Annotated in this window: 28 protein-coding genes; 18 read left to right on the top strand and 10 right to left on the bottom strand. The window is 61.2% G+C overall.

The window, feature by feature from the left end; translation table 11 throughout:
- The first annotated feature begins 3 nt into the window (after positions 1 to 3).
- Positions 4 to 780, top strand: a complete 777-nt coding sequence (locus tag ACQ4WY_RS02035) for a molybdopterin-dependent oxidoreductase (RefSeq protein ID WP_436502598.1) — start codon at positions 4 to 6, stop codon at positions 778 to 780.
- Positions 781 to 861: 81 nt separating this feature from the next.
- A complete protein-coding gene (locus ACQ4WY_RS02030) occupies positions 862 to 1,149 on the top strand; it encodes a pentapeptide MXKDX repeat protein (RefSeq protein WP_436502597.1) in 288 nt (95 codons plus the stop codon).
- Between the two features lie 34 nt (positions 1,150 to 1,183).
- Here ACQ4WY_RS02030 and ACQ4WY_RS02025 read toward each other — a convergent pair whose 3' ends face one another.
- Positions 1,184 to 1,963 carry an EAL domain-containing protein gene (locus ACQ4WY_RS02025; protein WP_436502596.1) on the bottom strand — a complete coding sequence of 260 codons (780 nt, stop codon included), beginning with the start codon at positions 1,961 to 1,963 and terminating at the stop codon, positions 1,184 to 1,186.
- Between the two features lie 202 nt (positions 1,964 to 2,165).
- Between ACQ4WY_RS02025 and ACQ4WY_RS02020 the strand changes: the two genes are divergently transcribed.
- The 4 genes from ACQ4WY_RS02020 (at position 2,166) to ACQ4WY_RS02005 (ending at position 5,646) form a co-directional block, all read left to right on the top strand.
- A complete protein-coding gene (locus tag ACQ4WY_RS02020) occupies positions 2,166 to 3,386 on the top strand; it encodes an MFS transporter (RefSeq protein ID WP_436502595.1) in 1,221 nt (406 codons plus the stop codon).
- Positions 3,383 to 3,811, top strand: coding sequence for a DUF5071 domain-containing protein (locus ACQ4WY_RS02015; RefSeq protein ID WP_436502594.1), 429 nt, complete (start codon positions 3,383 to 3,385; stop codon positions 3,809 to 3,811). The genes ACQ4WY_RS02020 and ACQ4WY_RS02015 overlap by 4 nt, the downstream gene beginning before the upstream one ends.
- Before the next feature lie 139 nt (positions 3,812 to 3,950).
- Positions 3,951 to 4,823: a hypothetical protein gene (locus tag ACQ4WY_RS02010; RefSeq protein ID WP_436502593.1), complete on the top strand. Its 873-nt coding sequence runs from the start codon at positions 3,951 to 3,953 to the stop codon at positions 4,821 to 4,823.
- 127 nt (positions 4,824 to 4,950) lie between these two features.
- Complete coding sequence (locus ACQ4WY_RS02005; RefSeq protein ID WP_436502592.1) at positions 4,951 to 5,646, top strand: CatA-like O-acetyltransferase; 696 nt, start codon at positions 4,951 to 4,953, stop codon at positions 5,644 to 5,646.
- Here the strand turns inward: ACQ4WY_RS02005 and ACQ4WY_RS02000 are convergent.
- Positions 5,643 to 6,404 (bottom strand): AraC family transcriptional regulator, encoded by a 762-nt coding sequence (locus ACQ4WY_RS02000; RefSeq protein WP_436502591.1) that lies wholly within the window; start codon positions 6,402 to 6,404, stop codon positions 5,643 to 5,645. The genes ACQ4WY_RS02005 and ACQ4WY_RS02000 overlap by 4 nt on opposite strands.
- 85 nt (positions 6,405 to 6,489) lie before the next feature.
- Here ACQ4WY_RS02000 and ACQ4WY_RS01995 point away from each other — a divergent pair, with 85 nt between their 5' ends.
- Positions 6,490 to 7,251: an alpha/beta fold hydrolase gene (locus ACQ4WY_RS01995; protein WP_436502590.1), complete on the top strand. Its 762-nt coding sequence runs from the start codon at positions 6,490 to 6,492 to the stop codon at positions 7,249 to 7,251.
- Between the two features lie 13 nt (positions 7,252 to 7,264).
- On the opposite strand, the gene ACQ4WY_RS01990 is transcribed toward ACQ4WY_RS01995, so the two are convergent.
- Positions 7,265 to 7,906 (bottom strand): LysE family translocator, encoded by a 642-nt coding sequence (locus tag ACQ4WY_RS01990; protein ID WP_436502589.1) that lies wholly within the window; start codon positions 7,904 to 7,906, stop codon positions 7,265 to 7,267.
- Between the two features lie 106 nt (positions 7,907 to 8,012).
- Entirely contained in the window at positions 8,013 to 9,095 is a 1,083-nt protein-coding gene (locus ACQ4WY_RS01985; RefSeq protein WP_436502588.1) for a YeiH family protein, read from the bottom strand.
- Positions 9,096 to 9,213: 118 nt separating this feature from the next.
- Here ACQ4WY_RS01985 and ACQ4WY_RS01980 point away from each other — a divergent pair, with 118 nt between their 5' ends.
- Positions 9,214 to 10,116, top strand: coding sequence for a LysR family transcriptional regulator (locus tag ACQ4WY_RS01980; protein WP_436502587.1), 903 nt, complete (start codon positions 9,214 to 9,216; stop codon positions 10,114 to 10,116).
- Positions 10,117 to 10,128: 12 nt separating this feature from the next.
- Here ACQ4WY_RS01980 and ACQ4WY_RS01975 read toward each other — a convergent pair whose 3' ends face one another.
- Positions 10,129 to 11,217 carry a flavodoxin family protein gene (locus ACQ4WY_RS01975; RefSeq protein WP_436502586.1) on the bottom strand — a complete coding sequence of 363 codons (1,089 nt, stop codon included), beginning with the start codon at positions 11,215 to 11,217 and terminating at the stop codon, positions 10,129 to 10,131.
- Positions 11,218 to 11,334: 117 nt separating this feature from the next.
- On the opposite strand from ACQ4WY_RS01975, the gene ACQ4WY_RS01970 reads away from it, so the two are divergent.
- Positions 11,335 to 11,907: a helix-turn-helix domain-containing protein gene (locus ACQ4WY_RS01970; protein ID WP_436502585.1), complete on the top strand. Its 573-nt coding sequence runs from the start codon at positions 11,335 to 11,337 to the stop codon at positions 11,905 to 11,907.
- A gap of 7 nt (positions 11,908 to 11,914) precedes the next feature.
- On the top strand, positions 11,915 to 12,439 hold the full coding sequence (locus tag ACQ4WY_RS01965) for a GNAT family N-acetyltransferase (protein ID WP_436502584.1): 525 nt from the start codon (positions 11,915 to 11,917) through the stop codon (positions 12,437 to 12,439).
- 19 nt (positions 12,440 to 12,458) lie between these two features.
- Here the strand turns inward: ACQ4WY_RS01965 and ACQ4WY_RS01960 are convergent, their stop codons facing one another.
- Positions 12,459 to 13,847, bottom strand: coding sequence for a methyl-accepting chemotaxis protein (locus tag ACQ4WY_RS01960; protein ID WP_436502583.1), 1,389 nt, complete (start codon positions 13,845 to 13,847; stop codon positions 12,459 to 12,461).
- Between the two features lie 355 nt (positions 13,848 to 14,202).
- On the opposite strand from ACQ4WY_RS01960, the gene ACQ4WY_RS01955 reads away from it, so the two are divergent.
- Entirely contained in the window at positions 14,203 to 14,466 is a 264-nt protein-coding gene (locus tag ACQ4WY_RS01955; protein WP_199534280.1) for a DUF378 domain-containing protein, read from the top strand.
- A gap of 9 nt (positions 14,467 to 14,475) precedes the next feature.
- The gene (locus tag ACQ4WY_RS01950) at positions 14,476 to 14,820 is read left to right on the top strand and encodes a hypothetical protein (protein ID WP_436502582.1); all 345 of its coding nucleotides are present in this window, start codon (positions 14,476 to 14,478) and stop codon (positions 14,818 to 14,820) included.
- A gap of 149 nt (positions 14,821 to 14,969) precedes the next feature.
- Here the strand turns inward: ACQ4WY_RS01950 and ACQ4WY_RS01945 are convergent, their stop codons facing one another.
- Entirely contained in the window at positions 14,970 to 15,377 is a 408-nt protein-coding gene (locus ACQ4WY_RS01945; RefSeq protein ID WP_436502581.1) for a c-type cytochrome, read from the bottom strand.
- Positions 15,378 to 15,507: 130 nt separating this feature from the next.
- Entirely contained in the window at positions 15,508 to 16,386 is an 879-nt protein-coding gene (locus ACQ4WY_RS01940; protein WP_436502580.1) for an EamA family transporter, read from the bottom strand.
- A 227-nt stretch (positions 16,387 to 16,613) separates the two neighbouring features.
- Between ACQ4WY_RS01940 and ACQ4WY_RS01935 the strand changes: the two genes are divergently transcribed.
- The 4 genes from ACQ4WY_RS01935 to ACQ4WY_RS01920 all read left to right on the top strand — a co-directional run bounded on the left by ACQ4WY_RS01935 (position 16,614) and on the right by ACQ4WY_RS01920 (position 18,685).
- Positions 16,614 to 16,814: a KTSC domain-containing protein gene (locus ACQ4WY_RS01935; RefSeq protein WP_436502579.1), complete on the top strand. Its 201-nt coding sequence runs from the start codon at positions 16,614 to 16,616 to the stop codon at positions 16,812 to 16,814.
- Positions 16,783 to 17,328, top strand: a complete 546-nt coding sequence (locus ACQ4WY_RS01930) for an SUKH-3 domain-containing protein (protein ID WP_436502578.1) — start codon at positions 16,783 to 16,785, stop codon at positions 17,326 to 17,328. Before ACQ4WY_RS01935 ends, ACQ4WY_RS01930 begins: the two co-directional genes overlap by 32 nt.
- Positions 17,329 to 17,609: 281 nt before the next feature.
- Complete coding sequence (locus ACQ4WY_RS01925; protein ID WP_436502577.1) at positions 17,610 to 17,939, top strand: hypothetical protein; 330 nt, start codon at positions 17,610 to 17,612, stop codon at positions 17,937 to 17,939.
- 332 nt (positions 17,940 to 18,271) lie between these two features.
- Entirely contained in the window at positions 18,272 to 18,685 is a 414-nt protein-coding gene (locus ACQ4WY_RS01920) for a hypothetical protein (RefSeq protein WP_436502576.1), read from the top strand.
- Between the two features lie 81 nt (positions 18,686 to 18,766).
- Here ACQ4WY_RS01920 and ACQ4WY_RS01915 read toward each other — a convergent pair whose 3' ends face one another.
- Both ACQ4WY_RS01915 and ACQ4WY_RS01910 read right to left on the bottom strand, forming a co-directional pair.
- The gene (locus ACQ4WY_RS01915; RefSeq protein WP_436502575.1) at positions 18,767 to 20,641 is read right to left on the bottom strand and encodes a phytase; all 1,875 of its coding nucleotides are present in this window, start codon (positions 20,639 to 20,641) and stop codon (positions 18,767 to 18,769) included.
- Between the two features lie 17 nt (positions 20,642 to 20,658).
- On the bottom strand, positions 20,659 to 23,187 hold the full coding sequence (locus tag ACQ4WY_RS01910) for a TonB-dependent receptor (RefSeq protein ID WP_436502574.1): 2,529 nt from the start codon (positions 23,185 to 23,187) through the stop codon (positions 20,659 to 20,661).
- A 314-nt stretch (positions 23,188 to 23,501) separates the two neighbouring features.
- On the opposite strand from ACQ4WY_RS01910, the gene ACQ4WY_RS01905 reads away from it, so the two are divergent.
- Positions 23,502 to 24,410, top strand: coding sequence for a GGDEF domain-containing protein (locus ACQ4WY_RS01905; protein ID WP_436502573.1), 909 nt, complete (start codon positions 23,502 to 23,504; stop codon positions 24,408 to 24,410).
- Positions 24,410 to 25,435, top strand: a complete 1,026-nt coding sequence (locus tag ACQ4WY_RS01900; RefSeq protein WP_436502572.1) for an AraC family transcriptional regulator — start codon at positions 24,410 to 24,412, stop codon at positions 25,433 to 25,435. The genes ACQ4WY_RS01905 and ACQ4WY_RS01900 overlap by 1 nt, the downstream gene beginning before the upstream one ends.
- Positions 25,436 to 25,681 lie beyond the last annotated feature (246 nt).

The raw sequence follows: 25,681 nt of genomic DNA, 5'->3' as shown, positions 1-25,681 counted from the left end.
GAGATGAGCATGAAAAAAACCATCATTGTGCAGGAGCAGGGCCAGGCCATGCTGGCCGACGCCTTGCGCCAGATCAAACAGCCGTCGCGCCGCCTGTTCTTGCAGCGCAGTTTTACCCTGGGGGGCTTGTCCCTGCTGACCGGTTGCAACATCAAGGACCCGTCCAGCATCGAGACAGCCCTGACGGCAGTCTCGCGCTTCAACGACAGGGTGCAGGGCTGGCTGTTCGACCCGCATAAACTGGCGCCGACGTATCCCGATTCCATGATCACCCGGCCGTTCCCCTTCAACGCCTATTACGGCGAGGATGAAGTGGAAGAGGTCGACGGTGAGACCTGGCGCCTGGAATTGAGCGGCTTGATTGCCGACAAGAAGCCCTGGAGCTTGCCGCAGCTGCGCGCCCTGCCGCAGGAAACGCAGGTCACACGCCACATCTGCGTGGAAGGCTGGAGCGCCATCGGCAAGTGGGGCGGCGTGCCGTTTTCGCACTTCCTGAAGCGGGTCGGCGCCGACACGACGGCGAAATACATCGGCTTCCAATGCGCCGACGATTACTTCACCAGCATCGACATGGCCACGGCCCTGCATCCGCAAACCATCATGGCCTTGACGTATGACGGCCAGGAATTGCCGCCCAAGTATGGCTACCCGATGAAATTGCGCATGCCCACCAAGCTGGGCTACAAGAATCCGAAACATATCCAGGCCATTTTTGTCACGAATACCTACCCGGGAGGGTATTGGGAGAATCAGGGGTACAACTGGTTCGGCGGTTCCTGAACACTTTTGGCAACACCTGCAGCACCGTAGTCGCTTTCACACCGGGCACTTGCCCATTTAACCTAGAGACAAGGACATATCATGAAAACCACCATCACCGCCATCATCGCTTCCGCCATCCTCATGTCGGGCGCTGCGTTTGCCCAGGATGCGATGAAGAAAGACCCGATGGCCAAGGACGCTTCAGCCGATGCCATGCACAAGGATGCGATGGACAAGGACGGCATGAAGAAGCCGATGGCCAAGAAACACATGAAAAAGGATCACATGGCCAAGGATGGCATGGCGAAAGACGGCATGAAGAAGGATGAAATGAAGAAGGATGAAATGAAGAAGGACGAGATGAAAAAGGATGCGATGGGCAAGTAAGGCAGGAGCAGTTCGGGGGCGTGGCGACTGCCTGTCACCACGCTGCCGGGTCAATCACGCCGATGGCCATCAGCGCCGGTTTGCAAAATAAATATCCCTGCATCAAGTCGATGCCCATCTCCCTCAAGCAATCGCGTTCGGCGGCCGTTTCGATGCCCTCCGCCAGAACCGTAATGTGGAGTTCCTTGCAAATGGCGATGATGCCCCTGACGATGGCCTGCTTGGGTATGCTGGCTTCGATGCCGCGCACCAGTTCCATGTCGATCTTGATGATGTGCGGCTGATATTCCGCCAGCAGGCTCAGTCCCGCGTAGCCGGCGCCGAAATCGTCGATGGCTGTCTGGAAGCCGAAGCGGCGATACTCATGGAAGATGTTGACGAGGTGGGGCCGGTCGCGCACTTCTTCGCCCTCGGTCACTTCGAAAATAATGCGGTGGATGGGGAAATTGCATTCGCGCGCTGCGGCAAGAGTAGCCTGGATGCAAGCCTCGGGGCGATATACGGCATTCGGCAGAAAATTGATGGACAGATATTCCTGGATGCCCAGACGGGCCGCGCCCTCGATGGCGCGCACGCGGCACGCCTGATCGAACACATAGCGGTTTTCGTCAGTGACCTGGGACAAGATCGAGTAAGCCGATTCGCCGTTGGGGCCGCGCACCAGGGCTTCATGGCCAAAGATCGCGCGCGTGGACAGCTCGACGATCGGTTGATAGGCAAAGGTGAAGTCGAAGTCCAGTGGCTCGGTGTCCCGGCACTGGCTGCAGCCTGTTTTTTTCCCGGCTTGGCCCGAGGTATCGCTGGATGACGTCATGGTCGCGCTGGCCTCTGATAAAGAATGTACAAATTTCACACCGCCGTTATACCACGACCCTGCGCCAGTGGCGCTATATTTATGGCGCAAAGAGATAGACGGAGGACTATGTCTGGCTCAAAAAGGAACAAGCAGGCGACCAAGATGCCAGTTTGCAATTTGTAGTAAGCTGGTCGCCTCCTGATTTCCTGCATGCACAGTCATGACCGAACCGTCCGCCGCCGCGCTGTCCCCCGCAGCAAATCCCTCCGACAAATCGATCCGCCGCCGCTCGCTGTTCGCCGCCTGCAGCGCGCATGCCGTGCATGACGGCTTGACGGACGTGATCTATGTGCTCCTGCCCATCTGGCAGGCGCAGTTTGCCATCAGTTACGCCATGGTAGGCCTCTTGCGGGGCTCGTACTCGGGCATGATGGCAGGTTTTCAGTTGCTGGCCAGCCGCCTGGCCAGGCGCTGGGGACGCGAACGCCTGCTGGTGGGCGGCACGGCACTGGCCGGGGTCGCCTACCTGATCGCCGGCCAGGCGGGCGGCCTGGCCGTGCTGCTGTTCGCCTTGCTGCTGGGCGGCCTGGGCGCCAGCACCCAGCATCCGCTGGCCTCGTCCATCGTCACCGACACGCATGAGGCGGGCGGCGGCGTCAAGGAGGCGCTGTCGCACTACAACTTTGCCGGCGACATCGGCAAGACCCTGATTCCCGCGCTGGTGGGCTTGCTGTTGCTGGTGTGCAGCTGGCAAGCCAGCGTCTCGCTGCTGGGACTGCTGGGCCTGGCGGCGGCCGGTTTGCTGTGGTGGCTATTGCCGAAGCCGGGCGAGTTGCAGGCGGGCGCGAAGAAGGCGGGCAAGAGCATCGTGGGCAGCGGCTCGAAGGCGAGCTTTCGCGCGCTGCTGGCCACGGGCACCCTGGACAGCGCCGTGCGCATGGGTTTCCTCACCTTCTTGCCATTCTTGCTGAAAAGCAAGGGTGCGGGCACGGCCGGCATCGGCGTGGCGCTATCGCTGCTGTTCGTGGGCGGCGCCTTCGGCAAGCTGCTGTGCGGCTATCTGGGCGCGCGCATCGGCATGATGAAGACCGTGTGGCTGACGGAATCGATGACGTCCGTGCTCATCGTCGCGGCCCTGTGGCTGCCGCTGGCCGGTGTCATGGCCATGCTGCCCTTGCTGGGCTTGGCGCTGAACGGCACTTCATCCGTGCTGTACGGCGTGGTGCCGGAACTGGCCGAGCCTGGCAAGCGCGAGCACGCGTTCGCCCTGTTCTACACGGGCAGCATCGGTGGCGGGGCCCTGTCGCCCGTGCTGTTCGGCGCGCTGGGCGACCATACCAGCGTGAACACAGCCTTGCTGGCGCTGGCGGGCGTCTTGCTGCTGACCTTGCCGCTGGCGTGGAAAGTACAGCGGGGCCTGGCGCACAGCGGCGCCACATGACACGGAGCAACCATGCAGGCACGCCCCGCAAGCCTCTGCCATTGCCACGCGACAAACACGATACGCAGAATGCGCAAGCCCTCATCGCCTTGAGCTGGGAGGAACTGCATCCGGCCATGCCGCAGATACTCGCGTGGATTCAAGATGTCAATTGGCCCGTGGCCGGCGTGCTCCTGCCGTATCTGGCCGGCATCGGTGCTCGTCTGGTCCCCTATATAAAAACGGTGCTGGACAGTAATGACGGACAGTGGAAATATTTTGTTTTGCAGGGCATCGTTCGCCACTCATCGGAACTGGCATTCGAATTAGGCGGGGAATTGAAACGATTGGCCTCTGCGCCAACAATTGAAGAACTGGAAGAAGGCGTGGCCGAGGTGGCCCGGGCAATTCTGGCATGCCAGACAATCACTGTGCGTGATCAATAATCGGGGCTATTATTGGAGTGCATCAGTATTGCATGTGCGTGCGTGTGGCCATTCCCGCAATAGATAGGGGACAATCCGGTCCGAATATATATCGACATCCGGGTTTTGAAAACTCTCTATCATTTAACAGGAAGATTACATGGGCCATTTTAGTATCCCGCAAACCAATAAAGCACTCGCCGTGTATTTACATGGCAAGACAGCGCCCAGGCTCTTTGCGGTATTTGCGGCCATATTGGCGGTAGTGGCGGGTTTTGTGCTGTATCTGAGCACGATCCTGCCGCAGAAAACGCTGACGGAATCTTCGGCCCTGGCGCTGCGTAATGGCGCCAAACTGGGAACGCACAGCAATCTAACTATTCTTTATGGCACGGCGGCTTTTCTATTGCTGATCGCACTGCTGGTGCTGGTCATGCGCGCGGTCATGCTCAAACGGCGCAAGAGCCGTTTTGAATTGCATGAAGACGGCGTGGTGCACGAATTGGACGGCATACGCAGCTACGCAGCCTTTGCCGATATCGAAGATCTGTATCTATTCGCCGGCGGCTCCACCGCAATGACCGGCATGATCAATAACTTAGCCTATCGCACGGGCGTCGACCAGCCCTGGATATGGGCTACCGGAGAACTCAAGCGCTTTGACGATTTCATGGACGCGTTTCGTTCCCGCTATGTTTTGCACCGCATGCCCGTCTTAAAGCAAAAGCTGGCAGACGGCGAGCGCGTGAATTTCCGCTACATCAGTAGTGGCGACGTGTACAAGAAACGCTTGTTCGGTAATTTCCTCAATTTCAAGACACAGGAACTGGCATTGTCAGCGCAGGGCTTGCATGTGGATGGCGTCACCTTTCCTGGCAGCAGCCTGAAATGCATGAATCTGAGTGACTGGACCGAGAAAGTGACGATCAAGGATGCGGCGGGCACCACGGTGTTTTCGTGCATCGGCACGGGTATCCTGAGTTTCGATCTGTTCGTCAATATGATAGACGACGAGATTAATCAGGCCGGGTAAAAATCCGGCGAAAAATATGCCTCCCTATACTGGGAGGCTTGCGACCGGGCTATCCCGGTCGGCTGTCAACTTCAGATAAAAATGACAATACATTTACTGTCGAATGACGAATATCAAAAAACGTTTCATGCGCCTGTGGCATGACTTGCCCGCCAGCACTCCCATCGTCTACACTCGCCGCATGAAAAATTTTGAAAAGCGGCGCGACCGCTATGACTTGTTCCGGGCGTTTGACAATCCCCTCGTCAACATCAACTTTCAGCTCAATGTGCCGGATTTCCGGCCCTGGTGCAAGGAACGGAAAATCCCCGTATTCCACTTCTTCCTGTTTTGCCTGCTCAATACGGTCAGGGAAATTGACAATTTCATGTACCGCATCTACCAGGGCGAAGTGATCAGGATCGACGATTTTCCCGCCTCGTACACCGTCATTAACGGCGACGACAACCTCAATTACACGCGTTTCACGATGACGGACCAGCTCGATGTATTCATCGCGCGCAGCCTGGAAGCCAAGCGCCTCGCCGAAGCGAGCTCCGCGCTGATCAACACGGGCGAGGGCGAAAGCGAGCGCGAGCAGCGCAACAATATTTTCATCACCTGCCTGCCGTGGCTGGACCTGGCGGCCATCGAGCACCCGATCTACCGCCACCGCGACGCCGATATCCCGACCTTTACGTGGGGCAAGTTCGGCCCCGCGCAGGAGGATGGCCGCATGCGGCTGCCATTTTCCGCGCAGGCCCACCATGGTTTTGTCGACGGCTACCATGTGCAGAAACTGGCGCAGGCGCTGGACAAGCGCATCGCCGCCATCATTGCCTAGTTCGACAGATAGTCGCTGGGCGCCTGCCCCAGCACGCGGCGGAAGGCGGCCGTGAAGGCGCTGGGGCTGGCATAACCGAGATCGAGCGCGATGCGGGTGACGGCTTGTCCTTCGGCCAGGCGCGTGATGGCTGCCAGCAGGCACGCTTGCTGGCGCCATTGGGCAAAGGCCAGCCCTGTCTGGGCGCGGAATTGCCGCGTAAAGGTGCGCCGGCTCATGCCGGCCTGCGCCGCCATCGCATCCAGGCTGCTGTCCAGGCTGGGCTGGCGCAGCATGTCCATGCACAGCCGCGCCAGCCGGGGTTCCTGCGGCAGGGGCGCGCTCAGGGGCAGGGGCCTGGCAGCGGCAATCTCATCGAGCAGCAAGGCCATCAATCGTCCGGCGCGCGACGCTTCCGTATACAAGGCATCCACGGTCACGGCCTCGGCCAGCAACTGGCGCAGCAGCGGCGAGGCGTCCAGCACCTGGCAGTGGGACGGCAAGCTCGTCCCGGCGATGGCGGGTGTGTCGATAAACACGTTGTGCATGGTCACGGCGCCATGCATGCGCATGCCGTGGGATAGCCGGGCCGGCACCCAGCAGGCGCGCTGCGGCGGCACCAGCCAGTTGCCTTGCGGCGTGTGCACGCTGATGACCCCGCGCGCCGCATAGGCGAACTGGCCCCGCGCATGGCTATGGCTGGGAAAGACGGTATCGGCGGCATGGTCGCGCGCCGTGGCGATCAATGGGCGTGGTACTTCCGTATAAAAATCATCCATGGCCCGTACTCTACAGTATTTGACCTGGCATCGAAGGCGGGCCGCTTGATCTCCCCTTACCATCCACTCTTTTTCAGGAGTGTGTATGCACAATACCTATCATCGCGTGGGCCATGGTCCCCACGCCGTCATCGTCCTGCACGGCTGGTTTGGCGATGCGCACGCGTTCGCGCCGATGGAAGCGGCCCTCGATGGCGGCGCTTTCAGCTATGTCTTCATGGACAATCGCGGCTATGGCGGCATGCGCGGCGCGGCGGGTGAATATTCGATGGAAGAGGTCGCTCGCGACGCGCTGGCGCTGGCCGATGCGCTGGGCTTTGCGACGTTCAGCGTGGTGGGACACTCCATGGGCGGCATGGCATTGGAACGGCTGGCCTTGCTGGCGCCCTTGCGCCTGCGCAAACTGGTGGCCGTGGCGCCCGTGCCCTGTTGTGGCGTGGCGCTTAAAGCGCCGGCGCGCGCGCTATTTCTCGACGCCAGTGGCAATCAGCAAGCGCGGCGCGCCATCATAGCCCGCAGCACGGGCGAGCGCTTGCCCGCCACCTGGCTGGACTGGAAGGCGCAGTATTCTTGGGAAACGTCGGATCCAGCGGCGTTTGCCGCGTATTTCCTGGCGTGGAGCGAGACGGATTTCAGTGAGGAAATCAAGGCGGCGCGCGTGGCACTGCCCTTGCTGGTGCTGGTGGGAGAGCACGACCCCCGCTTCGACGCGGCCCTGATGCGCCGCACGTATCTGGCGTGGTACCCGCAAGCCCGGCTGGAAGTGCTGGGCAATGCGGGACACTATCCGATGAATGAAACGCCGCTGGCCCTTGCGGCCAGCATCGAGGCGTTTTTACTGCAGTAGTAATGACCAGTAATTACGCTGCCTTGCTGCGCAGGCGCAGCAAGCTCAGGCCCAGCAAGACGAAGGCGCCGCCCGTGATGCGATTGAACAACTTGGCGCGGCCCGGCGTGGCCAGCTGGGTTTTCAGCAGGCGCGCCAGGTTGGCGTAGAACAAGTGGGCCAGCATGGCGCAGGCGACAAACGAGGTCGTCAGCACGGTGAACTGGATGGCGACGGGTTCGCCTGGCGTGATGAATTGCGGGAACAGGGCCGAGAAGAACAGGATGGCTTTCGGATTGGTCAGCGCCACCGTCAAGCCCTGGCGGAAGAGTTTCCAGAACGAATTAGGATTCGCCGCGCCAGCCTCCACGGGGGCATCGGCCACGACGCTGGTCTTGCTGCGCCATTGCTTGATGCCCAGGTACACCAGATACAGGGCCCCAGCCAGTTTCAACAGCATGAAGGCCGTCGCCGAGGTGGCCAGTATGACGCCCATGCCGGCCATAGCCACGCCGGAAATGATGAACAAACCAAAACCGTTGCCCATGCTGCTGATCATCGCGCGGCGCGGGCCGACGGCGATGGCGTTCGAGATGGCCAGCAAGACGGCCGGGCCGGGAGAAAACGTGACGAGCAGGGCGACGCTGCAGAAAAGCAGCCAGTTCGAGAGATGCATGGATGTTCCTGGGTGGGGCCGAAGCCGGATTGAGAGTAAAAACACCCATATTGTACGAAGTTTTCGACTCCCGCGTCAGCGGCCCCGGCTTGAATCAGGCTCAGCGTCACGCAAACAGGCTGGCGACCACATGGTTGATGGCGGCGCCACCGGCGATCAGCCAGCAGAACAGCAGGCCGGCCAGCAGCAGGGGCTTGATGCCGGCGCGGCGGATGGCTGACATGTGCGTCGTCAAGCCCAGGGCCGCCATGGCCATGGCCAGCAGGGCCGTGTCGAGCTCGGTGATGGTGGCCACGGTGCTTGCTGGCAGCAGGCCCAGCGAATTGAAGGCGACTACGCCGATAAAGATGAAGGCGAACCAGGGAATGGCCAGCTTGGCTGCCTTGTCGTGGCCGCTGTTGCCGGCCTTGGCCTTGCCGCGGGCCAGCACCGCCGACAGGATGACGAGGAAGGGCGCCAGCATCATCACGCGCACCATCTTGGCGATCACCGCCGCGTTCGCCGCTTCCTGCCCGATCGACTTGCCGGCCGCCACCACTTGCGCCACTTCGTGCACGGTCGAGCCGATATACACGCCGAAGGCGGCAGGCGTGGCGCCCAGCACCTGCCAGCCCAGATTCAACTGGTACAGCAAGGGATACAGAAAGATGGCGATGGTGCCGAAGACCACGACGGTGGAGACCGCTACTGTCACATCCTCGCTGCGCCCCTTGACGACGGGTTCCGTCGCCATCACGGCCGCCGCGCCGCAGATGGAACTGCCCGCGCCGATCAGAATGGCGCTGTTGCGTTCCAGCTTGAACACCTTGGTGCCGAGGAACATGGCCAGCCCAAACGTGGACGCCAGCACTAGGGCGTCGATGGCGATGCCGGCCAGGCCCACTTGGCCGATATCCTGGAATGTCAGGCGGAAGCCATACAGGATGATGCCAAGACGCAATAACGTCTGCTTGGAAAAGGCCACCCCCGCGCCGCAGGTGGGCGCCAGGCGGCCATACATGCTGTTGCCCAGCACAATGCCCAGCATGATGGCCAGGGTCAGCGCGCTCATGCCGTGGCTTTGCATCCATTCCAGCTTGCCCAGCGCGATGGCGCCATAGGCGATCGCACCGCTCAGCAGCAGGCCCGGCAGAAGGCGGCCATAGCGGTCGCTGAAACTTGTTGTGTTGCTTGTTGAGAGGGATGACATGCCGTACTCCATGGTTACTGGTTCGTATGGCATGACTGTACAGTTCGCCGATTAAATGGTAAAACGGATTGTTTTTGTATGTTCAACCTGAAAAATAGGTATATGGGAGGGAGATAGCGTGGCTTTAACCTTGCGGCAATTGCAGATTTTTCTGGCCGTGGCGGACACGGGCAGCACCAGCGCGGCGGCCGAACACATAGCGCTGTCGCAATCGGCCACCAGCGCTTCCCTGAATGAACTGGAAACCTTGCTGGGTGCACAAGTGTTCGATCGGGTGGGCAAGCGATTGCTGCTCAACGACAATGGCCGCCTGCTATTGCCGCAGGCGCGGCAGATGCGAGACGGCGCTGCCAGCATCGAGCGCCAGTTCGCGGGCGCCGACCCGTCCGTGCCCGTCAGCCTGCAAATCGGCGCCAGCACCACCATCGGCATCTATCTGTTGCCGCAGATCCTGGCCCAGGCGGCGCAGCAGTACGGGCGCAGCATTCCCCAGGTGACCATCGCCAACACTGCCGACATCGCTGCCGCCGTGGCGGAGTTTCGTGTCGATATCGGCCTGATCGAAGGGCCGTGTCACGAAGCGGGTTTGCTGGTGGAACCATGGCTGACGGACCAGATGCTGATCGTGGCCGCGCCCACGCATCCGCTGGCGCAGCTGCGCCATCTGCTCAGCTTTGCGGAATTGAACCAGGCGGGCTGGCTGCTGCGCGAAGCGGGCTCGGGCACGCGTGAAGCCGTGGAGCAGGCGCTGGTGCCGTATTTGCATTATCTGCGCCCTGCGGGCGAGTTCAGCAATTCGGAAGCGATCAAATATGGCGCCGCGGCGGGGCTGGGCATTGCCTGCCTGTCCCGCGTGGTGGTGGCCGATCTGCTGGCCAGCGGGCAACTGGTGGAACTGGAGACCATGCTGCCGCCATTGGAGCGCAACTTTTACCTGATACGCCAGTCTAAAAAAATACTCTCGCCCCGTTTGACGGGTTTTCTGGAACTGTGCCGCCACGCTACACGCATGGCGGGGTAGATACGCGCGGCTTTATTTCGGCCGCGGAGCTTGTAATGTCGCATCGGGCGGCGCCAGCGTGCCTGCGCGCAGCCGTTGGACGGCTTCGGCCACGGCGCGCGCCACGTTGCGCACTTCTTCCTGCATATTGGTATCGCGGTCCAAGGTCTCATGGCTTTGCGCATAGCTGTCGTAATAGCCGATGTAGCGGTCCAGCCGTGATTTCGCGCCCGCATCGACCAGGCCCATCCAGTCCAGCCAGTCCGACAGGCCACGCCGTACCCCTTCGATGCCGGCCACGTCGCCGTGCACGACCAGGCCATACGCGCGCCCGGCCAGGTGTTTCGGGTAATTCCAGCCTTGCAATTCCAGGGCTTTCGCTTCCACGGCTTTCTTGCCGTGCGTGGACGTGGGGTCCGGGTTGCCGCCGTCAGCGCAGACGAGCCGGTCTATCATCAGTTTCAGCACGCTGGGCGTCTGATACCAGTACACGGGCGTGACGATGATGACGGCGTGCGCGGCCGTCCAGCGCTCGTAAATGTCCGCCATCCAGTCATTCGTTTGGCGTTCGCCATGGTTCGGGTAGCAGCTGCACGGCCAGTGGCACAGGGGCATGGCCGTCGAGACGCAGCCCTTGCATGGATGAATGTGCAAGTCATACGCGGACGTCAGCAAGCTCAGGTCCAGCACGTCCGCTTCGATGTGCTCTGCCTGCAGCACTTCTTTCGCCCATTGCGTCATGCGCCAGGTCTTTGAGATTTCTCCTGGGCAAGAGCCGTCGTTGCGTGCCGCGCCGCAGACCAGCAGCACGCGCGACGGCGTGGCCGGATCTTTCTGGCGCACCTCGGCGGCCAGCAGGCGGTCGCGCGTGGCGACCCACTCCACGGATAAATCGTAGTCGGGGTCGATAAAACCCGGTCCTGCCTTCTGCGTGACGGGCGCCTTGCGGCCATCCTGGTAATTCTTCCACGCCACTTCTTCCACCTGCACCAGGGCGCCGCGCACAGTGTCGAACGTGGGGTCGGCAAACGAGCGGATGAATTGCAGATGAAATTCGACCCTGCCCAAAGGCGCGGGCGCCTGGCCCTGGCGCGGCTGGGGAGTGGGGGGAGTGGCGGACATGGCTTCTCCTTGAAGTGGTGGCGCCATGGTGCCTGGAGTCCGGGTGCGGGTCTGTGCGTTGAGCAACTCATCGACGATTGCTTGCCAAATTCCCGTTGGTGGGATAAATTCCCATATATGGAAAGTAGAGAATTGACTGATAACGATACGGAACAGCGCCTGGCGGCGCGTTTAAAGCAGTTGCGCGTGGAGCGGGGCTGGTCGCTGGACCAGCTGGCCAGTGCCAGCCAGGTCAGCCGCGCCACCCTGTCGCGCCTGGAAAATGGCGAAGTCAGCCCGACCACGGTCGTGCTGGGCAAGCTGTGTGCCGCGTATGGCCTGGCCATGTCGCGCCTGCTGCGCATGGTCGAGGACGATTTCCCGCCCCTGCTGCTGCGGGCCCAGCAAAGCGTGTGGACGGACCCAGCTACCGGTTTTATCCGCCGTTCCGTCTCCCCCCCTTCGCGCGCCTTGGCGGGCGAAGCGCTCGAATGCGAGCTGGGCGCGGGCGTGACGATCGCTTACGCGGCCTCGCCGCAGCCCGGCATGGAACACCATCTGTTGCTGCAGGAAGGCAAGCTGAACGTGACCGTCGATGGCCGTTCGCACGACTTGCAAGCCGGCGACTGCCTGCGCTACCAGCTGCACGGCGCCAGCGCGTTTACGACGCCGCCAGACAGCGGCGCCCGCTATTTTCTCTTTCTTGTCTGAGGTCGCCATGCCCGCATCGCTACGCCACTTTTCGTCCACCGATATTCTCGAACGCTTGCCGGAACTGGGCGCCTTGCTGCAAGACTGCGTGCATGACGGCGCCAGCATCGGTTTTATCTTGCCGTTCGACACGGCGGCCAGCCAGGTGTTCTGGGTGGATAACGTGTTGCCGGCCGTCACGCGCGGCGTGCGCCTGCTGCTGGTAGCCGAGGTGGACGGGAAGGTGGCCGGTGCCGTGCAGCTGGACTGGGACACCAATCCCAACCAGGCGCACCGGGCCGAAGTGCGCAAACTGCTGGTCGCGCCCGCTTTCCGCCGGCGCGGCCTTGCGCGCCAGCTGATGCAGGCGCTGGAAGAGCAGGCGCGCCTCCTGCAGCGCAGCCTGCTGACCCTGGATACGCGCAGCAGCGACCATGCCGAACCGTTCTACTTGTCGCTCGGCTACGTGGCGGCGGGCAGCATCCCCGGCTATGCGCTGGCGCCGACCGGCGACCGGCTGGACGCCACCACCATCATGTACAGGCAGCTATAGCGACTCTATGGCGGGGAACTCAGGCTTTCAGCCGCGCTCTAACGCTTGCGGCAGGCAGGTTTGCCGGCGCGGTGACGATGTGCGGGGCGTGTGTGGCCACCAGGCTGATGTCGTGCGCCGCCTGGGCGGGTGCCTGGTCACGGCTCAGCTTGAAGATGTCGACAGTGCCCGACAGTCGCGTGGCGCGCTGCTGCATGCCGGCCGCCGCCGTCGATGCCTGCTCCACCAGGGCCGCGTTTTGCTGCGTGACCTGTTCCATCTGCACGATGGCGGCATTGACTTGTTCGATGCCGGACAATTGCTCGCCGCTGGCCATGCTGATTTCGCCCATGATGTCCGTTACGCGGTGCACGCTGGCCACAATCTCGCGCATGGTGGCGCCGGCAATGTCGACCAGGCGCGCGCCTGCGTCGACACGCTCCACGGAGTCGCCGATCAATTGCTTGATTTCCTTCGCCGCACCGGCCGAGCGTTGTGCCAGGGTACGGACTTCAGCGGCCACGACGGCAAAACCGCGCCCTTGTTCGCCGGCCCGTGCCGCTTCCACGGCCGCGTTCAAGGCCAGGATATTCGTCTGGAAGGCGATGGCGTCGATGACGCCGATGATGTCAACGATTTTTTTCGACGAAGCGTTGATCGAGCTCATGGTGTCGACAACTTGCGCCACCACCGTGCCCCCTTTGCCGGCCACTGCGGCGGCCGATTGCGCCAGTTGATTGGCTTGCCGTGCGTTATCGGCATTTTGCTTGACGGTGCCAGTCAGCTCTTCCATCGAGGCGGCCGTGCGCTCCAGCGAGCTGGCTTGGGCTTGCGTGCGCTGCGACAAGTCCTGGTTGCCAGCCGCAATCTCGATTGACGCGCCCGCGATGTCGTGTGTGCCGCTGCGCACCTCGCCCACGATACTGATCAAGCTGGCATTCATGTCTTTCAGGGCCTGCAGCAATTGCCCCACTTCATCACGAGAATCGACGCGGATATGCTCGCTCAAGTCGCCGCCAGCCACCTTGCGCGCCACTTTGACGGCATGCCGCAAGGGCCGCACGATGCCGCTGCTGATGAACCAGGCCGTCGCCAGGCTCAACACGCCTCCGACCAGGCCCAGCGCAATGATCAGCACGCTGGTATCGCGCGCGCGGGCCATGGCCGCCTCGGCCGCCGTACGCATTTGCGCCGATTGCGTGGCGATCTGCTGGTCGAGCTCGCGCAGGGCAGGCTGTTCTTGCGTGCTGTTGCGCGTAGCCTGCAATTGCGCGATGCGCGCATAGCGCTGGTTCACGCTGCTATCGATTTCCCCGCTCACGGTCGACAACTGCCACGTGCTGATGACCACCACCACGGCCAGTAAAAGCGAAGTGAGCAAAAAGCCTGTGGTCAGGCGCACACCGATACGAATGTTTGAAATATTCATGTCCCCTCAGCTGTTGTCCCATGGTGGCCGTTTTCCATGCCTGCGGCATGACGCGGCGCCTGTCCCCTGACGTTGCTGGGGTGAAATGAGTGTAGCAGCGCGGTACTAAGTAATCTATAAATATTTCCATATTGGAATTAGTTACTGCTTGTTTGGCAACAGTGGCAACTTCCATCGAAATGCATCGCCTCGTTGCATGGCGCCTTGCTTGTTACCAGATAAAATCACCCGCCTTATTACAGACTCGTCCTACCTCGATCCCGGGCATTATCCGACTGGCGTATACCGGTGCTGCGCCTACACTGTTTATTGCACAGACCCGAAGGCGGGTCCTTTCTTCTTACAGGAGGCTGATATGGCGAATATCCAGGCAGGATCGGACGGTGCGGCAAACGAAGAAATGACGGCCAAGCGCCTGAACGTGGTCGACTGGATCTCCATGATCCTGCTGATCGTGGGCGGTTTGAACTGGGCGCTGGTTGGCTTGTTCGATATCGATATCGTGGCCCGCATCCTCGGCGCCATGTCGACGGCGTCGCGCGGCGTGTACGTGCTGGTGGGGCTGGCGGCGCTGTATTCCATCTATCTGTGCGTGCGCAAGCTGCCAGCGAAGCCCTAAGGGAAGCATATGCCTGTCGGTGCCAATACCCGGCGCGAACGCGAATTCAAGAAGCTGGAACGGGATTTCAGGCAGGAAGGACGCTACCCGGGCCGTGAGGAAGAAGTCGCGGCCCGCATCGTGAACAAGCAAAGGGCGCAGGCGGGTGAAACCCGGGCGGACGGGGAAAAAACCGATCACGCTGTCCCGCACGCGTCAGAGCCGGGCTTGCCCATCGCCGGCTACCAGCATTTAACGGTGGCGCAGATCCGCGACAAGCTGGGCGGCCTGTCTGCTGCCCAGCGCAAGCATCTGCGCGACTATGAAGCGGCGCACAAGAAGCGCAAGGGCGTGCTGCAAGCGCTGGAGGTTTGATCTGGGGTCATGGACTTGAGGCGCTTTGCCTAGCTGCATGCCTGATGACGTGTGAAGGGCGGCCAGTGCACGGCCAGCTTCCTTGCCAGCAGCAGCGTGGGTGCATGCCTTGTTGGTGCAGACCTTATTCCTGCGCTAAGTGGCGGTGCTTATTGCGTGCGCAGGTAGGCCAGCAAATCGGCCACTTGCTGCGCATTGCCGATGCCCCAGAAGCGCATGTTATTGCCGGGAATGAAATCGCTCGGTGCTTTCAGGAAGCCGGCCAGGTTTTGCTCGGTCCAGACCATATTCGCGTTTTTCATGGCCGCCGAGTATTTATAGTCGGTGGTGGCACCGGCCTTGCGGCCGATCACGCCCGTCAGCTTGGGGCCAAAGCCGCCGCGCGCCGATGGCCCCACCTGGTGGCACGAGGCGCACTTGCGAAACGCGGCTTTGCCCGCTTCGGCATTTCCCGTGAGGACGGCAGGAGCGGCTGCCTGTGCGGCGGCGAGCGGCGCCAGCAGCAAGGCTGCAGCGGCAAGCGCGGAGGACCAGCGAAAAAGAAATGGGTATGTCATCGGTGAGGCGGAAGTGCGTGATATGGCAAGGGATGACGCATTTTACAGGCGGGCATCAAAAACTGCCCGTCAGCTGCGCAACCATGCCAGGCAGCGCAACAGGAAGCGGCAGAGGATGGAATGAATACCGCTAGCGCTTGCCGCCCTGAGCACCGAGTGCCGCCATGGCCGACGCAAACACGATGCAGGCGATGGCCAGCCACTGGGTCAGGCTCAGCAGTTCCCCCAGCACGGCCATGGCGGCCAGCGCGCTGACGGCCGGCGCCGCGCTGCTGAACATGCCGAACACCCCTTGCGGCAAGCGGCGCAGGGCAAAAATTTCCAGCGAATACGGCAGGGCGCTGGACAGCATGGCAATGGCCAGGCCCATCAAGGCAATTGATGGCGCCAGCAAGGCCGTGCCCGAATACGCGACGCCGATGGGCACCGTCACCATGGCCGCCACCGTCATGCCCCAGGCCACGGCTTGCCCGCCTTGCAAGGTCGAGGCGCGCTTGCCGAAGATGATATACAGCGCCCAGCACAGCGCCGCCCCCAGCGCATACGCCACGCCGACGGGGTCCAGGCTGCCCGGACTGCCTTGCAGCGGCAACAGCAAATACAAGCCGAACACGGCGCAGGCCACCGCGAGCAAATCGCGGGGCCGGCGCGACGACAGCATGGCCACGGCCAACGGCCCCGTCACCTCGATGGCCACGGCGATGCCAATCGGTATCAGCGCAAACGCCCGGTAAATCAGCAAGTTCATCAGCCCCAGCACGGAACCGTAGACCAGCAAGTTCAGCACATCCTTGCGCGTCAGGCGGTAACGCCACGGCCGGAAGATCGCCAGCAGGATCAGCGCCGAAAACCCCACGCGATACGCCGTAATCCCTTCGACCCCGATGACAGGAAACAGATTCTTCGCAATCGCCGCCCCCAGATTGACGGAAATTTGCCCTCCCAGTACGGCCAGGGAGGGGAGCAGGATGCTGTCGGGGAGGGAGGTGGTCGAGGCGGGGGAGGTCATGGGACGCCATTTTAATATGCCTGAGGCTGGCAGTCGCTGGCAGATTGGTAAGCTGCTCGAGGTTTAATGGGGCAGTTGCAGCCGTTTCTGGTGTATCGCGACCTAATTTTCGTTATCATGTTGCAAAATACGCTACAGTTATAGAATCGTTTGCTAGTGGTCAGAAGCAGCCGTTCCTAATCGAACAGCTTTTATCATTTTGAGCCTAAAGACTTTCGGGAGCTAGCATGCAAATGGTTCGAGTAAATTCCAGTGCCATTGTTGCGATTGGTTACGACGAGCAAACAGCTCGCATGCGTATCCAATTCCAGCAAGGGCATAGTTATGATTTTTGCCGAGTACCTTCGAATGTGCATGCTGCGTTCATGCGTGCCTACTCCAAGGGTATTTACTACAATGAGCACATCAAAGACCGATACCAATGCTAGTCGGTATTTGGCCAAAAAGAGTCGGCAATCGGCCAGGAGCAGCCATTTAATCGACAACCTTTTTAAACTGACCATGTTGGAAATACCGAAGCTAATAGAGCCCGTCTTTCGAGAAGCAGGCTGGAAGGGGCCGAAGAGCCAAGCCCCGCTAGGCAAGACGCCAGCGTCTGCCTATGCCATCGCCAATCAAATAGTTGATGAGTTCGGAGGGTTGACTGTAGGCACATGTGGCTTAGGAGCAGAAATGGCATCGAGCGACGTGCGCTTCTACGAGCGTCTTCGTTGCGGTCTGTTTCAAGCTTGGGCAGAACAAATTGGTGAGGTTGTCGCATTTGCCTCGGCCCACCATGACCACATGATCTTGTCAGTCGGCACTGATGGGACCTATTATGTATTTACCGATCCTGACGGCCAGCTATACCAAGGCCCGCAGAATTTCGGAGAGCTGATGCGTCGTTTGCTTTGGGGCTATTCGTACGGTTCCACAATTTCAAAAGACGCGTACCAGTTCTAAGTCACCGTCCGCAATGGGGCGGAACCTGGCAACTATGGCAACCGGCCACAAGCGGACTTAAGAACTGCATGAAAATTGATAAATATTTGACCACACGACTGCCAAAGAACGGTAACGATGTGGACGGGGCCAAAGAACTGTTGGCCTTAGAGCAAGATGTCCATTCGGGGCAATAGTGGTCGTTTTGCGAGGCTACTTTGAGCCGAGGTGCTCGAAAGCAAAGGCTCGCTTACCCTGTCGCCCCTGTTGAATGTCCGCTCAGTTTATTTAAGGAAGAATTGATGTCAAAAATATCTATATCGCTCGCAATGCCAAGTAATAATTTGGATGCTGTGAAATTGATTCATAAGGTAACGGGGTTGCCACTTGGTGTGGCAAAAGAAAAAATTTTGATGGGAGAAAAGGGAGTATTTTATTTTACTGAATTGTTCCTTAATGATCACGTCACTAGGGACAAGGAAATTAGAGCAATAATCCATGGATTTCATGAAATTGGTCTCGATTTGTATATTGCTGAAATACCTTATGATCAAGATTGGGATGCTGCAGTTGATATCGATCGTATAGATGAAGAAATATTGGAGAATATGTTAGATAGCGCATACGATTGAAAAGGAGCAAGAAGGCCAGCCCTGTCGCTCCTGCGGGAATATGCGTCAGGTGAGCTTCCGCTTCGAGGCGGAAGCGGACGTTACAGGTTTTGCCTGTTTTGCGGAGTAAGCGGCCTTTTCTTGCATTCGCCAGCATTATTGAAAGCGGTGAAGTTCGACGCCATTGCGGCGCGCGTTGACGATGGTGGCACGAACATGGTGAAAATAGAGCATCAGCGCGGTAGTCGTAATTGCCGGATTTATCCGTCTGGTATACTGACCGACGTGGCTGCCCTGCATTCCTTGCTGCCTGTCGCACCACATATTTACCAGTAACTCGGGAGTATTATTAAATGACTGTTTTTAGTATCGGTGACACCAATTTTGAAGTGGATGTAGCGAAATCAAGCATTAGTCTGGAAGCTCATGGTAGCGGCATGCTGGAGCTCAATATCGATATCCACGGCGATGATGATGTGTTTATGCGCTTGACCGAGCCGGAGGATGCGGAATGGTCGTGGGCGCTGTATCCGCCAGCCTTTTTCCTGCACGGCTTGCGCATACCGGAAGGGCAGGGAGGAGCGTTTGCGATCGGGATGCTGGATACGCATCCCGAGGCGGAGGAATCGGGTATCTATATGATGGAATATGGCGACGTGTCGGCCGTCAATATTATCGAATTATCCGCACGGCGCCTGCTCGTGTCTGGCATGGTGGACTTGTGCGGCAAGCGCATGCCATTTCATATTGATCTGCCGCGCAGCTAGTGCCGGGGCAGGTCTCCTCGTGATTGGAATGCACCCCATTGACGCGCATTCCCCAGCAGGCCCAACCCCGTTCCTGCCTGATTACTCCAGCTTCAACGCCTTCGCCACATCCCCCCACGCCACATACTTGAAGTTCTGCGGGCCGTCCGGCAAGCGCTTGTAGCCGTCCTGGATCACCAACATGCCTTGCGCATACGCGCCGCCCAGGTTGGCGGAGGTGACGTCGAGGCCATCCGTTTCCGACGTGCCGTCGATGCCGGCAGGCAAGTTGAAGCCTACCTTGAAGCGGCCGCGCGCCTTGTAGGGGGCTTGGGCGTCGAGCACGACGTAGCTGCTGTCGCCCTGGCTGGAAACGATCAGGTAGCCGGTGTTGGGTGCGCCCCCCGGCTTGCGGTAGATGGCCATGCCTTCCACGTCGGCGCTCAAGTGCGCTCCCACGGGCAAGACCATGGAGAGGGCGTCCGGCTTGGCGGCGTCGGCCGAGGTGGTCCAGATGCCGCGCGTTTCCTCGCCCAGGAACAAGCGGGCGTTGGCGTCGTCGGCCACGCAGCCTTCCGGTTGGGTGGCGACCTTGAAGCTGCGCAAGAGAGTGGCGCTGAACTGCTTGCCGCTCATGCCGCTCATTTCGATCTTGTACTGCTGGAAGGTGCCGTCCTTGTCGTTGATGAACGCTTCCACGCCACCGCTGGCCGGCTGGTACAGGCACATGCCGTAGATGCTTTTCAGACCGGTAGGAAAACGGCCCGCTTCCGCCACGTCGCCGCTGGCATTGATGGTGAAGAGCATCATGCTGTTGTCGTCGCGCTGGGTGGCCACGGCCAGGTCGACCTTGCTGCCGCCAAGACTGATGTTCTGGCGCACGTCGACGTTGTTCAGGCGACCCACTTCCAGCAGCTGCGTTTGCTTGCCCTGCAGGTCGTAGACGAGCAGTCCTTGCTTCTTGTTGGTGCCGAGGATGCGTGCGTCGGCAGGGTTGCTGGACAGCCAGATGGCTGGATCGTCTGCCGCGTCGCCCTGGCGCGCCATCGGCTCTGTCTGCGCTTGCGGGGCGATGATGGCCACCGCAGGCAACGTTTCCGCTTGGCCAGCCCATTTCAAGGCCCGCACTTGCCAACCGCTCTTGCCGCGCAACATCAACGAATTCCCGTCGAGCGCCAACTGGCTGTCGCCCTTGCGCACGTTCAAGGCCACGGCTTGCGGCGGCAGGGCCGTCCACTGCCCGCCCTGATGGGCGAACAGGTGCAGCTTGTCCGCCTTGCCGTCGAGCACGGCCACGCCACCCGGCAGCACGGCCAGCGCGCCGGCGCCACCGTCCAGCTGGCCGTACGGCTTGCGCAGGGCGACCACTTCACGCTTGCCCATGCCTTCGGACTCGGCGTCATACGCCCATACACCCATGTTCGACTCGTTCACCAGCAGGCGCTGAGCGCCGTCGTCGACTCTGCAATGCTTCGCGTGCGGCGGCAAGGCGAGTTTACGCACCAGGCTGCGCTGCTCGCCCTGCATCACCCATTGTTCCGCTTGCCCATCCTTGCCGATCAAGAACAGATGGTCGAGCTGCTGGGCGTCGCGGTACAGGCAGGACGCTTCCACGGAAAACGTCGGTACGGGAAACGGCGCCAGCTTGACCAGCTTGCCAGCCTGCAAGTCGACGGAGACGGGCAGCGGGCGCTGCGTGTCCGCTTCCAGGAAGACAGCCAGGACCTTGCCGTCATCGATGCGCGTGTCGAGCTGCTTGGCGCGCACGGCGATGCGGTCCTGTTCCTTGCCGGCCGGATCGAACAGGCGCAAGCCGTGCTTGTCCAGGGTCAGCCAGCCGCCACCGGGCAGGCGGGCCAGCTCTTCGGCCTCTAGCGCGAAGGCAGGCACAGCGTTAGACGCGACCGGGGCGGCCTGCGCCGTGCCGGTGAGGCAGAAAGCAGCCAGCAAAGCGCTGCAAAGTACGTTTTTTTTCATGTTATTTGCAATCATCATCAGAAGGCGCTGGCTTTCAGGCTCACTTTAAAGGTGCGGCCATATTGTTCGTTCTGCACGTTGTATTGCTTCGTACCCTGGTAGACATAGTATTTCTCGTTGTTCAGGTTGGCCGCCTCGAACATCAGTTGGAACTGTTTATTGATCTGGTACGACAGCGAGAAATCGAGCTGCTTCTGGCCGGCGACGATATGGTCCTGGCTTTGGTCCAGGATGTCGCCGCCCATTTCCAGCAGATAGGGCGACTTGTAGTTGAGGGCCAGGCGGGCGCTGACCGGGCCCGTTTCATAGCCCAGCATCAAGTTCATCACCAGGTTCGACTGGCCCGGCAGGCGGATGTCACGCTTGAGTTGCTTGTTCGTTGCCTTGTCGAAGCGGCCGATTTGCGCGCTTGAGGTGCTCAAGGTGCCATTCACGCCGACAAGAAACTTGTTGAATGGCGCCGGCAGCATGCGCAGCGGCTGCATGTAAGCCAGTTCGATGCCTTTGACCTTGGCCGCATCGCCATTCGCATACGAGGTTGCTGTCGTGTAGCCTGTCCATTGACCCGTGCCAGCCAGGTTGGTCGTGTAGGTAAAATTCTTGATGTCCTTGTAGAAACCGTAGGCCGACATCACGCCGTCGTTGCCCAGCACGCGCTCGATGCCCAGATCCAGATTGTTTGCCTTCAGCGGCTTCAAGTCCGGGTTGCCGATCACGGCTTCCGTGTTGCTGGCCAGGCTGATGCCGGGTGCCAGCTGGCTGAAGTTGGCGCGCACGACGGCTTGCGTCCAGGCGGCCCGCACGCTGGTCTTTTGATCTACGTCATAACGGGTTTGCAGGTTTGGCAGCCAGTTGGTGTACGAACGTTCGCGCGTCAGTGCCGTGGCCACGCCTGCGCTGTCCACTTGCGAGCCGGCTGCTTCAAAGCTGGTGCGCTCTGCGCGCACGCCGCCGAGGATATGCCAGGCGTCGAAGTCGTAGCTGTTCTGCACATACATGGCGTTGATGTCTTCATGCATGCGGTAATCGTTGATGATGGACTCGGTGGCCAGGCGCGCCTTGCTGCGGTCCAGGCCCGCGACTCGGGCGCGTATCAGGGCCGGATCCAGCGCCACGCCGATGTTGCCCAGGTCGTAGTCGAGGTTGTGGCCTTGCACGAAGTTGCTCATCGAGGTGGAGCCGGCGCCCCAGTAATTGCCGCTCGATGCCTTGCTGCTGTTGTAGGCCCATTGATCCGTGTCATTGGTTTTTTCACGGCGGCTGACTTTGGCGCCGAATTTCAGGGTGGCGATGTCGAACTTGCGCGCCAGGTCGATGCGCGCGTGGTGTTCATTGTCCTTCGAGTAGCGCTTCTGCAGGGTGATGGCGTTCAGCGCATAGTTGGCCGGATCGTACAGCGAGGCGGGGCCGCTCAATTTCGGCTCCTGCGTATCCGTGAAACTGATGCCGGCGAAATTGCTTGTGCCGCGGAAACGGCCGTCGTTCAACGATTCCGGCGTGTCTTCCGTGGCGCGGCTCATGCCGCCTTTCACGTCCAGAGTCCAGTCGCCCGATTTCTGCTGCGTGCCCAGCACGAGCGAGCGCACTTGCTGCGTGTACTTGCGCTGGCGGATGCGGCGCTCGGCGCGCGCGCTGGCAGTTGCTCCTTCGGCCAGGCTGCCGCCCGCGATATTGCTGATGGTCAGGCGGTCGCGCACTTCATCGTCGGAAAACTCGCTGACGAAGGAGCGCAGGAACCAGCTGTTGCCCGCTTCGGGGCGGTAGTCGAGGTTGACGGCCAGGGCGCCGCGCTTGCGCACGGGCAGGTAGTCGCGCAATTCCAGGCCTGACAATTTACCTTTGCTCCAGGCGCCGCCCGTTTCCACGTCATCGGAACCGAATGAACGCTTTTCCGCGCTCAGGCCGGCTGCCACGCCCAGCTTGCCGTCGAGGAAGCGCTGGGCCCACAGGGCGCCGCCGCTGGGGCTGGTCTTGCCCGTCTTTTCATCGTAGCTGGCGCCCACGTTGGCCGACAGCAGCTTGCCCGGCAAGTCGAAGGCGGACAGCGATTTGACTTCGATGGTGGCGCCCAGCGAGTTGGCGTCCATTTCCGGCAGCAAGGTCTTCGACACTTCCAGCGTGCGGATCAGGCCGGCAGGCAGGATGTCCAGCGCCACGGCGCGGCGGCCCGCTTCCGGCGATGGCACCAGCGCGCCGTTGATGGTGACGGCGTTCAGGTCCGGCCCCAGGCCGCGCACCGTGATATAGCGGCCTTCGCCCTGGTCGCGCTGCACGGACACGCCCGGCAAGCGGGCCAGCGCTTCGGCCGCGTTCTTGTCCGGCAAGCCGCCGATATCGTCGCTGCTGATGACGCTGATGATGTTGTCGGCTTTCTCTTGCGCGGCGATGGCGTTGCGCAGGCTGGCGCGTTGGCCGCTGACGACCACGGTGGCGGCTGGCTGGCCGTCCGCATCTTGCGCTTGCGCATGGCTTTGACCGCTGAAGACGGCCATGATGCCGAGGGCCAGGGCCGTCAGGCGCAGCGGGGAGGGGGACGAAGTGTGCATGGTTTTCATGTGGGACTCGGTTAGGGGAAGGAACCGGGCGGATTCTAGGCAGCAAATATGACGGTTGCGTGACAGGCAAGGGCTTGCCACTCTGAAAACAACGGCATGGGAACGCTTTCCGGCCGGAAATGAACCATGGTGAGCTGAAATGACCTGCCAGCGCAGGGCGCATGGACGATCGCTTGCCGTATTTGCATCAGCTGCGCTGGTAATGATGAGCCGTTTGCACCTGCCGCACGGGCTTGGGGTATGTCATCGTGCCGTCATGGGCGGGCGCTATCGTGGCGACAGCACCACTTTTAAAGGTTCCCCACATGCTGCCGTTGCACCGTAACAGCCTGATCGCCGCCGCGCTGGCATTGCCCCTGTTCTTATGCCTGTACGCCACACTGGGGCATCCTAAACCGTTTGCCATCTGGAAGTGGATGGATATCGTCTGCGAAGGCGGCACGGCCGTCATGGCGGGCATCTGGTTCTTGTTTACCCTCAGCAGCCGGCCGCGCGGACGGGTGACGAGTTTGATCGCTGGCGGCCTGTGCGCCATCATGCTGGGTTCCTGGGCCGATTGCCTGGACGAATTCTTTGCCGTCGATAAGAGCGCCGTGTGGGATAACTGGCTGGAAGCCTTGATTCCGTTCGGCATGCTGGTGTTGACGATCGGCATGTACTACTGGCGCCAGGAACAGTTTCGCTTGAACGAGCACCTGCAAAAGCGCGAACGCCTGTTCCGCGACCACCGCGCCTTCGACCGCATCACGCAACTGGCCGACGCCAGCTACCTGCGCACGCAGATGCGCCTGGAACAGGAGCGCCGGCCCGGCCTCGATTGCGCGCTGGTCTTGCTCGATATCGACAGTTTTCACCTGATTAACCGCGAATACGGCCACCGCGAAGGCGACCGCGTGCTGCAAGCCGTGGGCCACATGCTGCTGTTGAACTTGCGTAATGACGATTTGCTGTGCCGCTATGCGGGTGACCGCTTTGCCGTGCTGATGCCGGGCGTATCGCGCGAAGATGCGGCCGTGAAGGCGCGCCATCTGTGCGCCATGGTGGGGCAGATGCGCCACCACGCCAACGACAACCGCGAAATCCGCTTGAGCTTGCGGCACGCGTGCTCGCTCACCGATGGCGTGCCGGAAGTGGTGCTTGCCGAGCTGAGCCGGGCCGTGGAAACGCCGGGCCGGAGCGCCAGTTCCAGGGCCAGCGCCGCCGCGCCTGCCTGATGCCGCTGAACCAGCAAGGCGACCCCAGCATCGCGGCCCATCACCAGCCGGCGCTGGTGCTCGACTACGCGCGCAGCCGCGACCTAGCCACGGCGCCGCTGCTCAAGGGCACGGGCCTCGATGGCGGCGCGCTGCCGTCCGAGGAAAGCCAGGTCAGCGCCGCGCAATATTTGCAATTGCTGGCCAATGTGGCGCGCGGCCTGGACAGTGCCGACACCAGCTTCATGCTGGGCCAGCAAATGTTGCCCGGCCATTACGGCGCCGCCAGCCACGCCTTGCTGCAGGCGCAGAATCTGCGGCAGGCCCTGACCATCCTGTGCGATTTTCATACCTTGCTGTGTCCGCTGTTGCAACCGCGTTTGCGCGCGGCGGGCGACATGCATGTGCTGTACTGGGTCGATGCGTTCGGCGCGCCGAGCCAGCTGCCTTTTTTGGTGGAAATGCACATGACGGCGCTGGCGGCCATGTGCCGCTGGCTGGCGGGCGAGGCGCTGCCGTGGCGCTTCTGCTTCAACCGCGCGCGGCCCCGCCACGTGGAGCAGCACGAGGTACACCTGGGCCAGGCGCTGCGTTTCGATTGTCAGGTCGACGCCATGCTCATCGATTCCAGCTGGCTCGACAAGCCCTGGCCACGCGGCAATGCAACGGCGGCCGCACTGGCCTTGCGCGCTGCGGCCGTGGCGCCCGTGCCGGCAGCCAGTCTGCTCGGTGCGCTGTACGACTACCTGCTGGCCAATATCCGCTGCGCGCCGACCCTGGAGCGCACGGCGCAGGAGTTTGGCGTCAGTCCCGCCACCTTGAAACGTCACCTGGCGCGCCATGGCACGCATTTCCAGGCCGAGCTGGACCAGGTGCGCGCGCACAAGGCCATCTACCTGTTCCAGGCGCACGGCTACGACAATGATGCCGTGGCCGCCTACCTCGGCTTTCATGATGCCACTAACTTTCGCCGCTCGTTCAAGCGCTGGACGGGGCAAACGCCGCAGCTATTGCGTCACGCGCTGGCCTTGTTTGTGGCTGGATGATCGACGGCGTTGCGCGTTAGCGCCATGGACTGTCGTTCCAGAGGGAACAATTGCCCGTTCTGCTACATCCATAGTACACTCGATCAGAGAGCGAACAGACGCGCTTTGAGGCGCTCCGGCACAGCGTCACGCGACGCTGCAACGCCGCCATTTCGATGGCGGGCCGGCGGCAGACGACCGGTGTGCCGTGCCTTAACCCAGCCTGGAAATTGGCGTGCCCCGTGTGGTGCGCCGGAAACCGGGCAA

Source organism: Janthinobacterium salmonicoloratum (genome assembly GCF_051380845.1).
Classification (GTDB): domain Bacteria; phylum Pseudomonadota; class Gammaproteobacteria; order Burkholderiales; family Burkholderiaceae_D; genus Janthinobacterium; species Janthinobacterium lividum_F.
Note: the sequence above shows the minus strand (reverse complement) of the source record. Positions and strands in the feature narration are given on the sequence as shown.

Excerpts from the sequence above, each read along its gene's own strand:
- ACQ4WY_RS02035 (WP_436502598.1), top strand. The coding sequence starts at position 4 with ATGAGCATGAAAAAAACCATCATTGTGCAGGAGCAGGGCCAGGCCATG.
- ACQ4WY_RS02030 (WP_436502597.1), top strand. The coding sequence starts at position 862 with ATGAAAACCACCATCACCGCCATCATCGCTTCCGCCATCCTCATGTCG.
- ACQ4WY_RS02025 (WP_436502596.1), bottom strand. The coding sequence starts at position 1,963 with ATGACGTCATCCAGCGATACCTCGGGCCAAGCCGGGAAAAAAACAGGC.
- ACQ4WY_RS02020 (WP_436502595.1), top strand. The coding sequence starts at position 2,166 with ATGACCGAACCGTCCGCCGCCGCGCTGTCCCCCGCAGCAAATCCCTCC.
- ACQ4WY_RS02015 (WP_436502594.1), top strand. The coding sequence starts at position 3,383 with ATGACACGGAGCAACCATGCAGGCACGCCCCGCAAGCCTCTGCCATTG.
- ACQ4WY_RS02010 (WP_436502593.1), top strand. The coding sequence starts at position 3,951 with ATGGGCCATTTTAGTATCCCGCAAACCAATAAAGCACTCGCCGTGTAT.
- ACQ4WY_RS02005 (WP_436502592.1), top strand. The coding sequence starts at position 4,951 with ATGCGCCTGTGGCATGACTTGCCCGCCAGCACTCCCATCGTCTACACT.
- ACQ4WY_RS02000 (WP_436502591.1), bottom strand. The coding sequence starts at position 6,404 with ATGGATGATTTTTATACGGAAGTACCACGCCCATTGATCGCCACGGCG.
- ACQ4WY_RS01995 (WP_436502590.1), top strand. The coding sequence starts at position 6,490 with ATGCACAATACCTATCATCGCGTGGGCCATGGTCCCCACGCCGTCATC.
- ACQ4WY_RS01990 (WP_436502589.1), bottom strand. The coding sequence starts at position 7,906 with ATGCATCTCTCGAACTGGCTGCTTTTCTGCAGCGTCGCCCTGCTCGTC.
- ACQ4WY_RS01985 (WP_436502588.1), bottom strand. The coding sequence starts at position 9,095 with ATGTCATCCCTCTCAACAAGCAACACAACAAGTTTCAGCGACCGCTAT.
- ACQ4WY_RS01975 (WP_436502586.1), bottom strand. The coding sequence starts at position 11,217 with ATGTCCGCCACTCCCCCCACTCCCCAGCCGCGCCAGGGCCAGGCGCCC.
- ACQ4WY_RS01970 (WP_436502585.1), top strand. The coding sequence starts at position 11,335 with ATGGAAAGTAGAGAATTGACTGATAACGATACGGAACAGCGCCTGGCG.
- ACQ4WY_RS01965 (WP_436502584.1), top strand. The coding sequence starts at position 11,915 with ATGCCCGCATCGCTACGCCACTTTTCGTCCACCGATATTCTCGAACGC.
- ACQ4WY_RS01960 (WP_436502583.1), bottom strand. The coding sequence starts at position 13,847 with ATGAATATTTCAAACATTCGTATCGGTGTGCGCCTGACCACAGGCTTT.
- ACQ4WY_RS01955 (WP_199534280.1), top strand. The coding sequence starts at position 14,203 with ATGGCGAATATCCAGGCAGGATCGGACGGTGCGGCAAACGAAGAAATG.
- ACQ4WY_RS01950 (WP_436502582.1), top strand. The coding sequence starts at position 14,476 with ATGCCTGTCGGTGCCAATACCCGGCGCGAACGCGAATTCAAGAAGCTG.
- ACQ4WY_RS01945 (WP_436502581.1), bottom strand. The coding sequence starts at position 15,377 with ATGACATACCCATTTCTTTTTCGCTGGTCCTCCGCGCTTGCCGCTGCA.
- ACQ4WY_RS01940 (WP_436502580.1), bottom strand. The coding sequence starts at position 16,386 with ATGACCTCCCCCGCCTCGACCACCTCCCTCCCCGACAGCATCCTGCTC.
- ACQ4WY_RS01935 (WP_436502579.1), top strand. The coding sequence starts at position 16,614 with ATGCAAATGGTTCGAGTAAATTCCAGTGCCATTGTTGCGATTGGTTAC.
- ACQ4WY_RS01930 (WP_436502578.1), top strand. The coding sequence starts at position 16,783 with ATGAGCACATCAAAGACCGATACCAATGCTAGTCGGTATTTGGCCAAA.
- ACQ4WY_RS01925 (WP_436502577.1), top strand. The coding sequence starts at position 17,610 with ATGTCAAAAATATCTATATCGCTCGCAATGCCAAGTAATAATTTGGAT.
- ACQ4WY_RS01920 (WP_436502576.1), top strand. The coding sequence starts at position 18,272 with ATGACTGTTTTTAGTATCGGTGACACCAATTTTGAAGTGGATGTAGCG.
- ACQ4WY_RS01915 (WP_436502575.1), bottom strand. The coding sequence starts at position 20,641 with ATGAAAAAAAACGTACTTTGCAGCGCTTTGCTGGCTGCTTTCTGCCTC.
- ACQ4WY_RS01910 (WP_436502574.1), bottom strand. The coding sequence starts at position 23,187 with ATGCACACTTCGTCCCCCTCCCCGCTGCGCCTGACGGCCCTGGCCCTC.
- ACQ4WY_RS01905 (WP_436502573.1), top strand. The coding sequence starts at position 23,502 with ATGCTGCCGTTGCACCGTAACAGCCTGATCGCCGCCGCGCTGGCATTG.
- ACQ4WY_RS01900 (WP_436502572.1), top strand. The coding sequence starts at position 24,410 with ATGCCGCTGAACCAGCAAGGCGACCCCAGCATCGCGGCCCATCACCAG.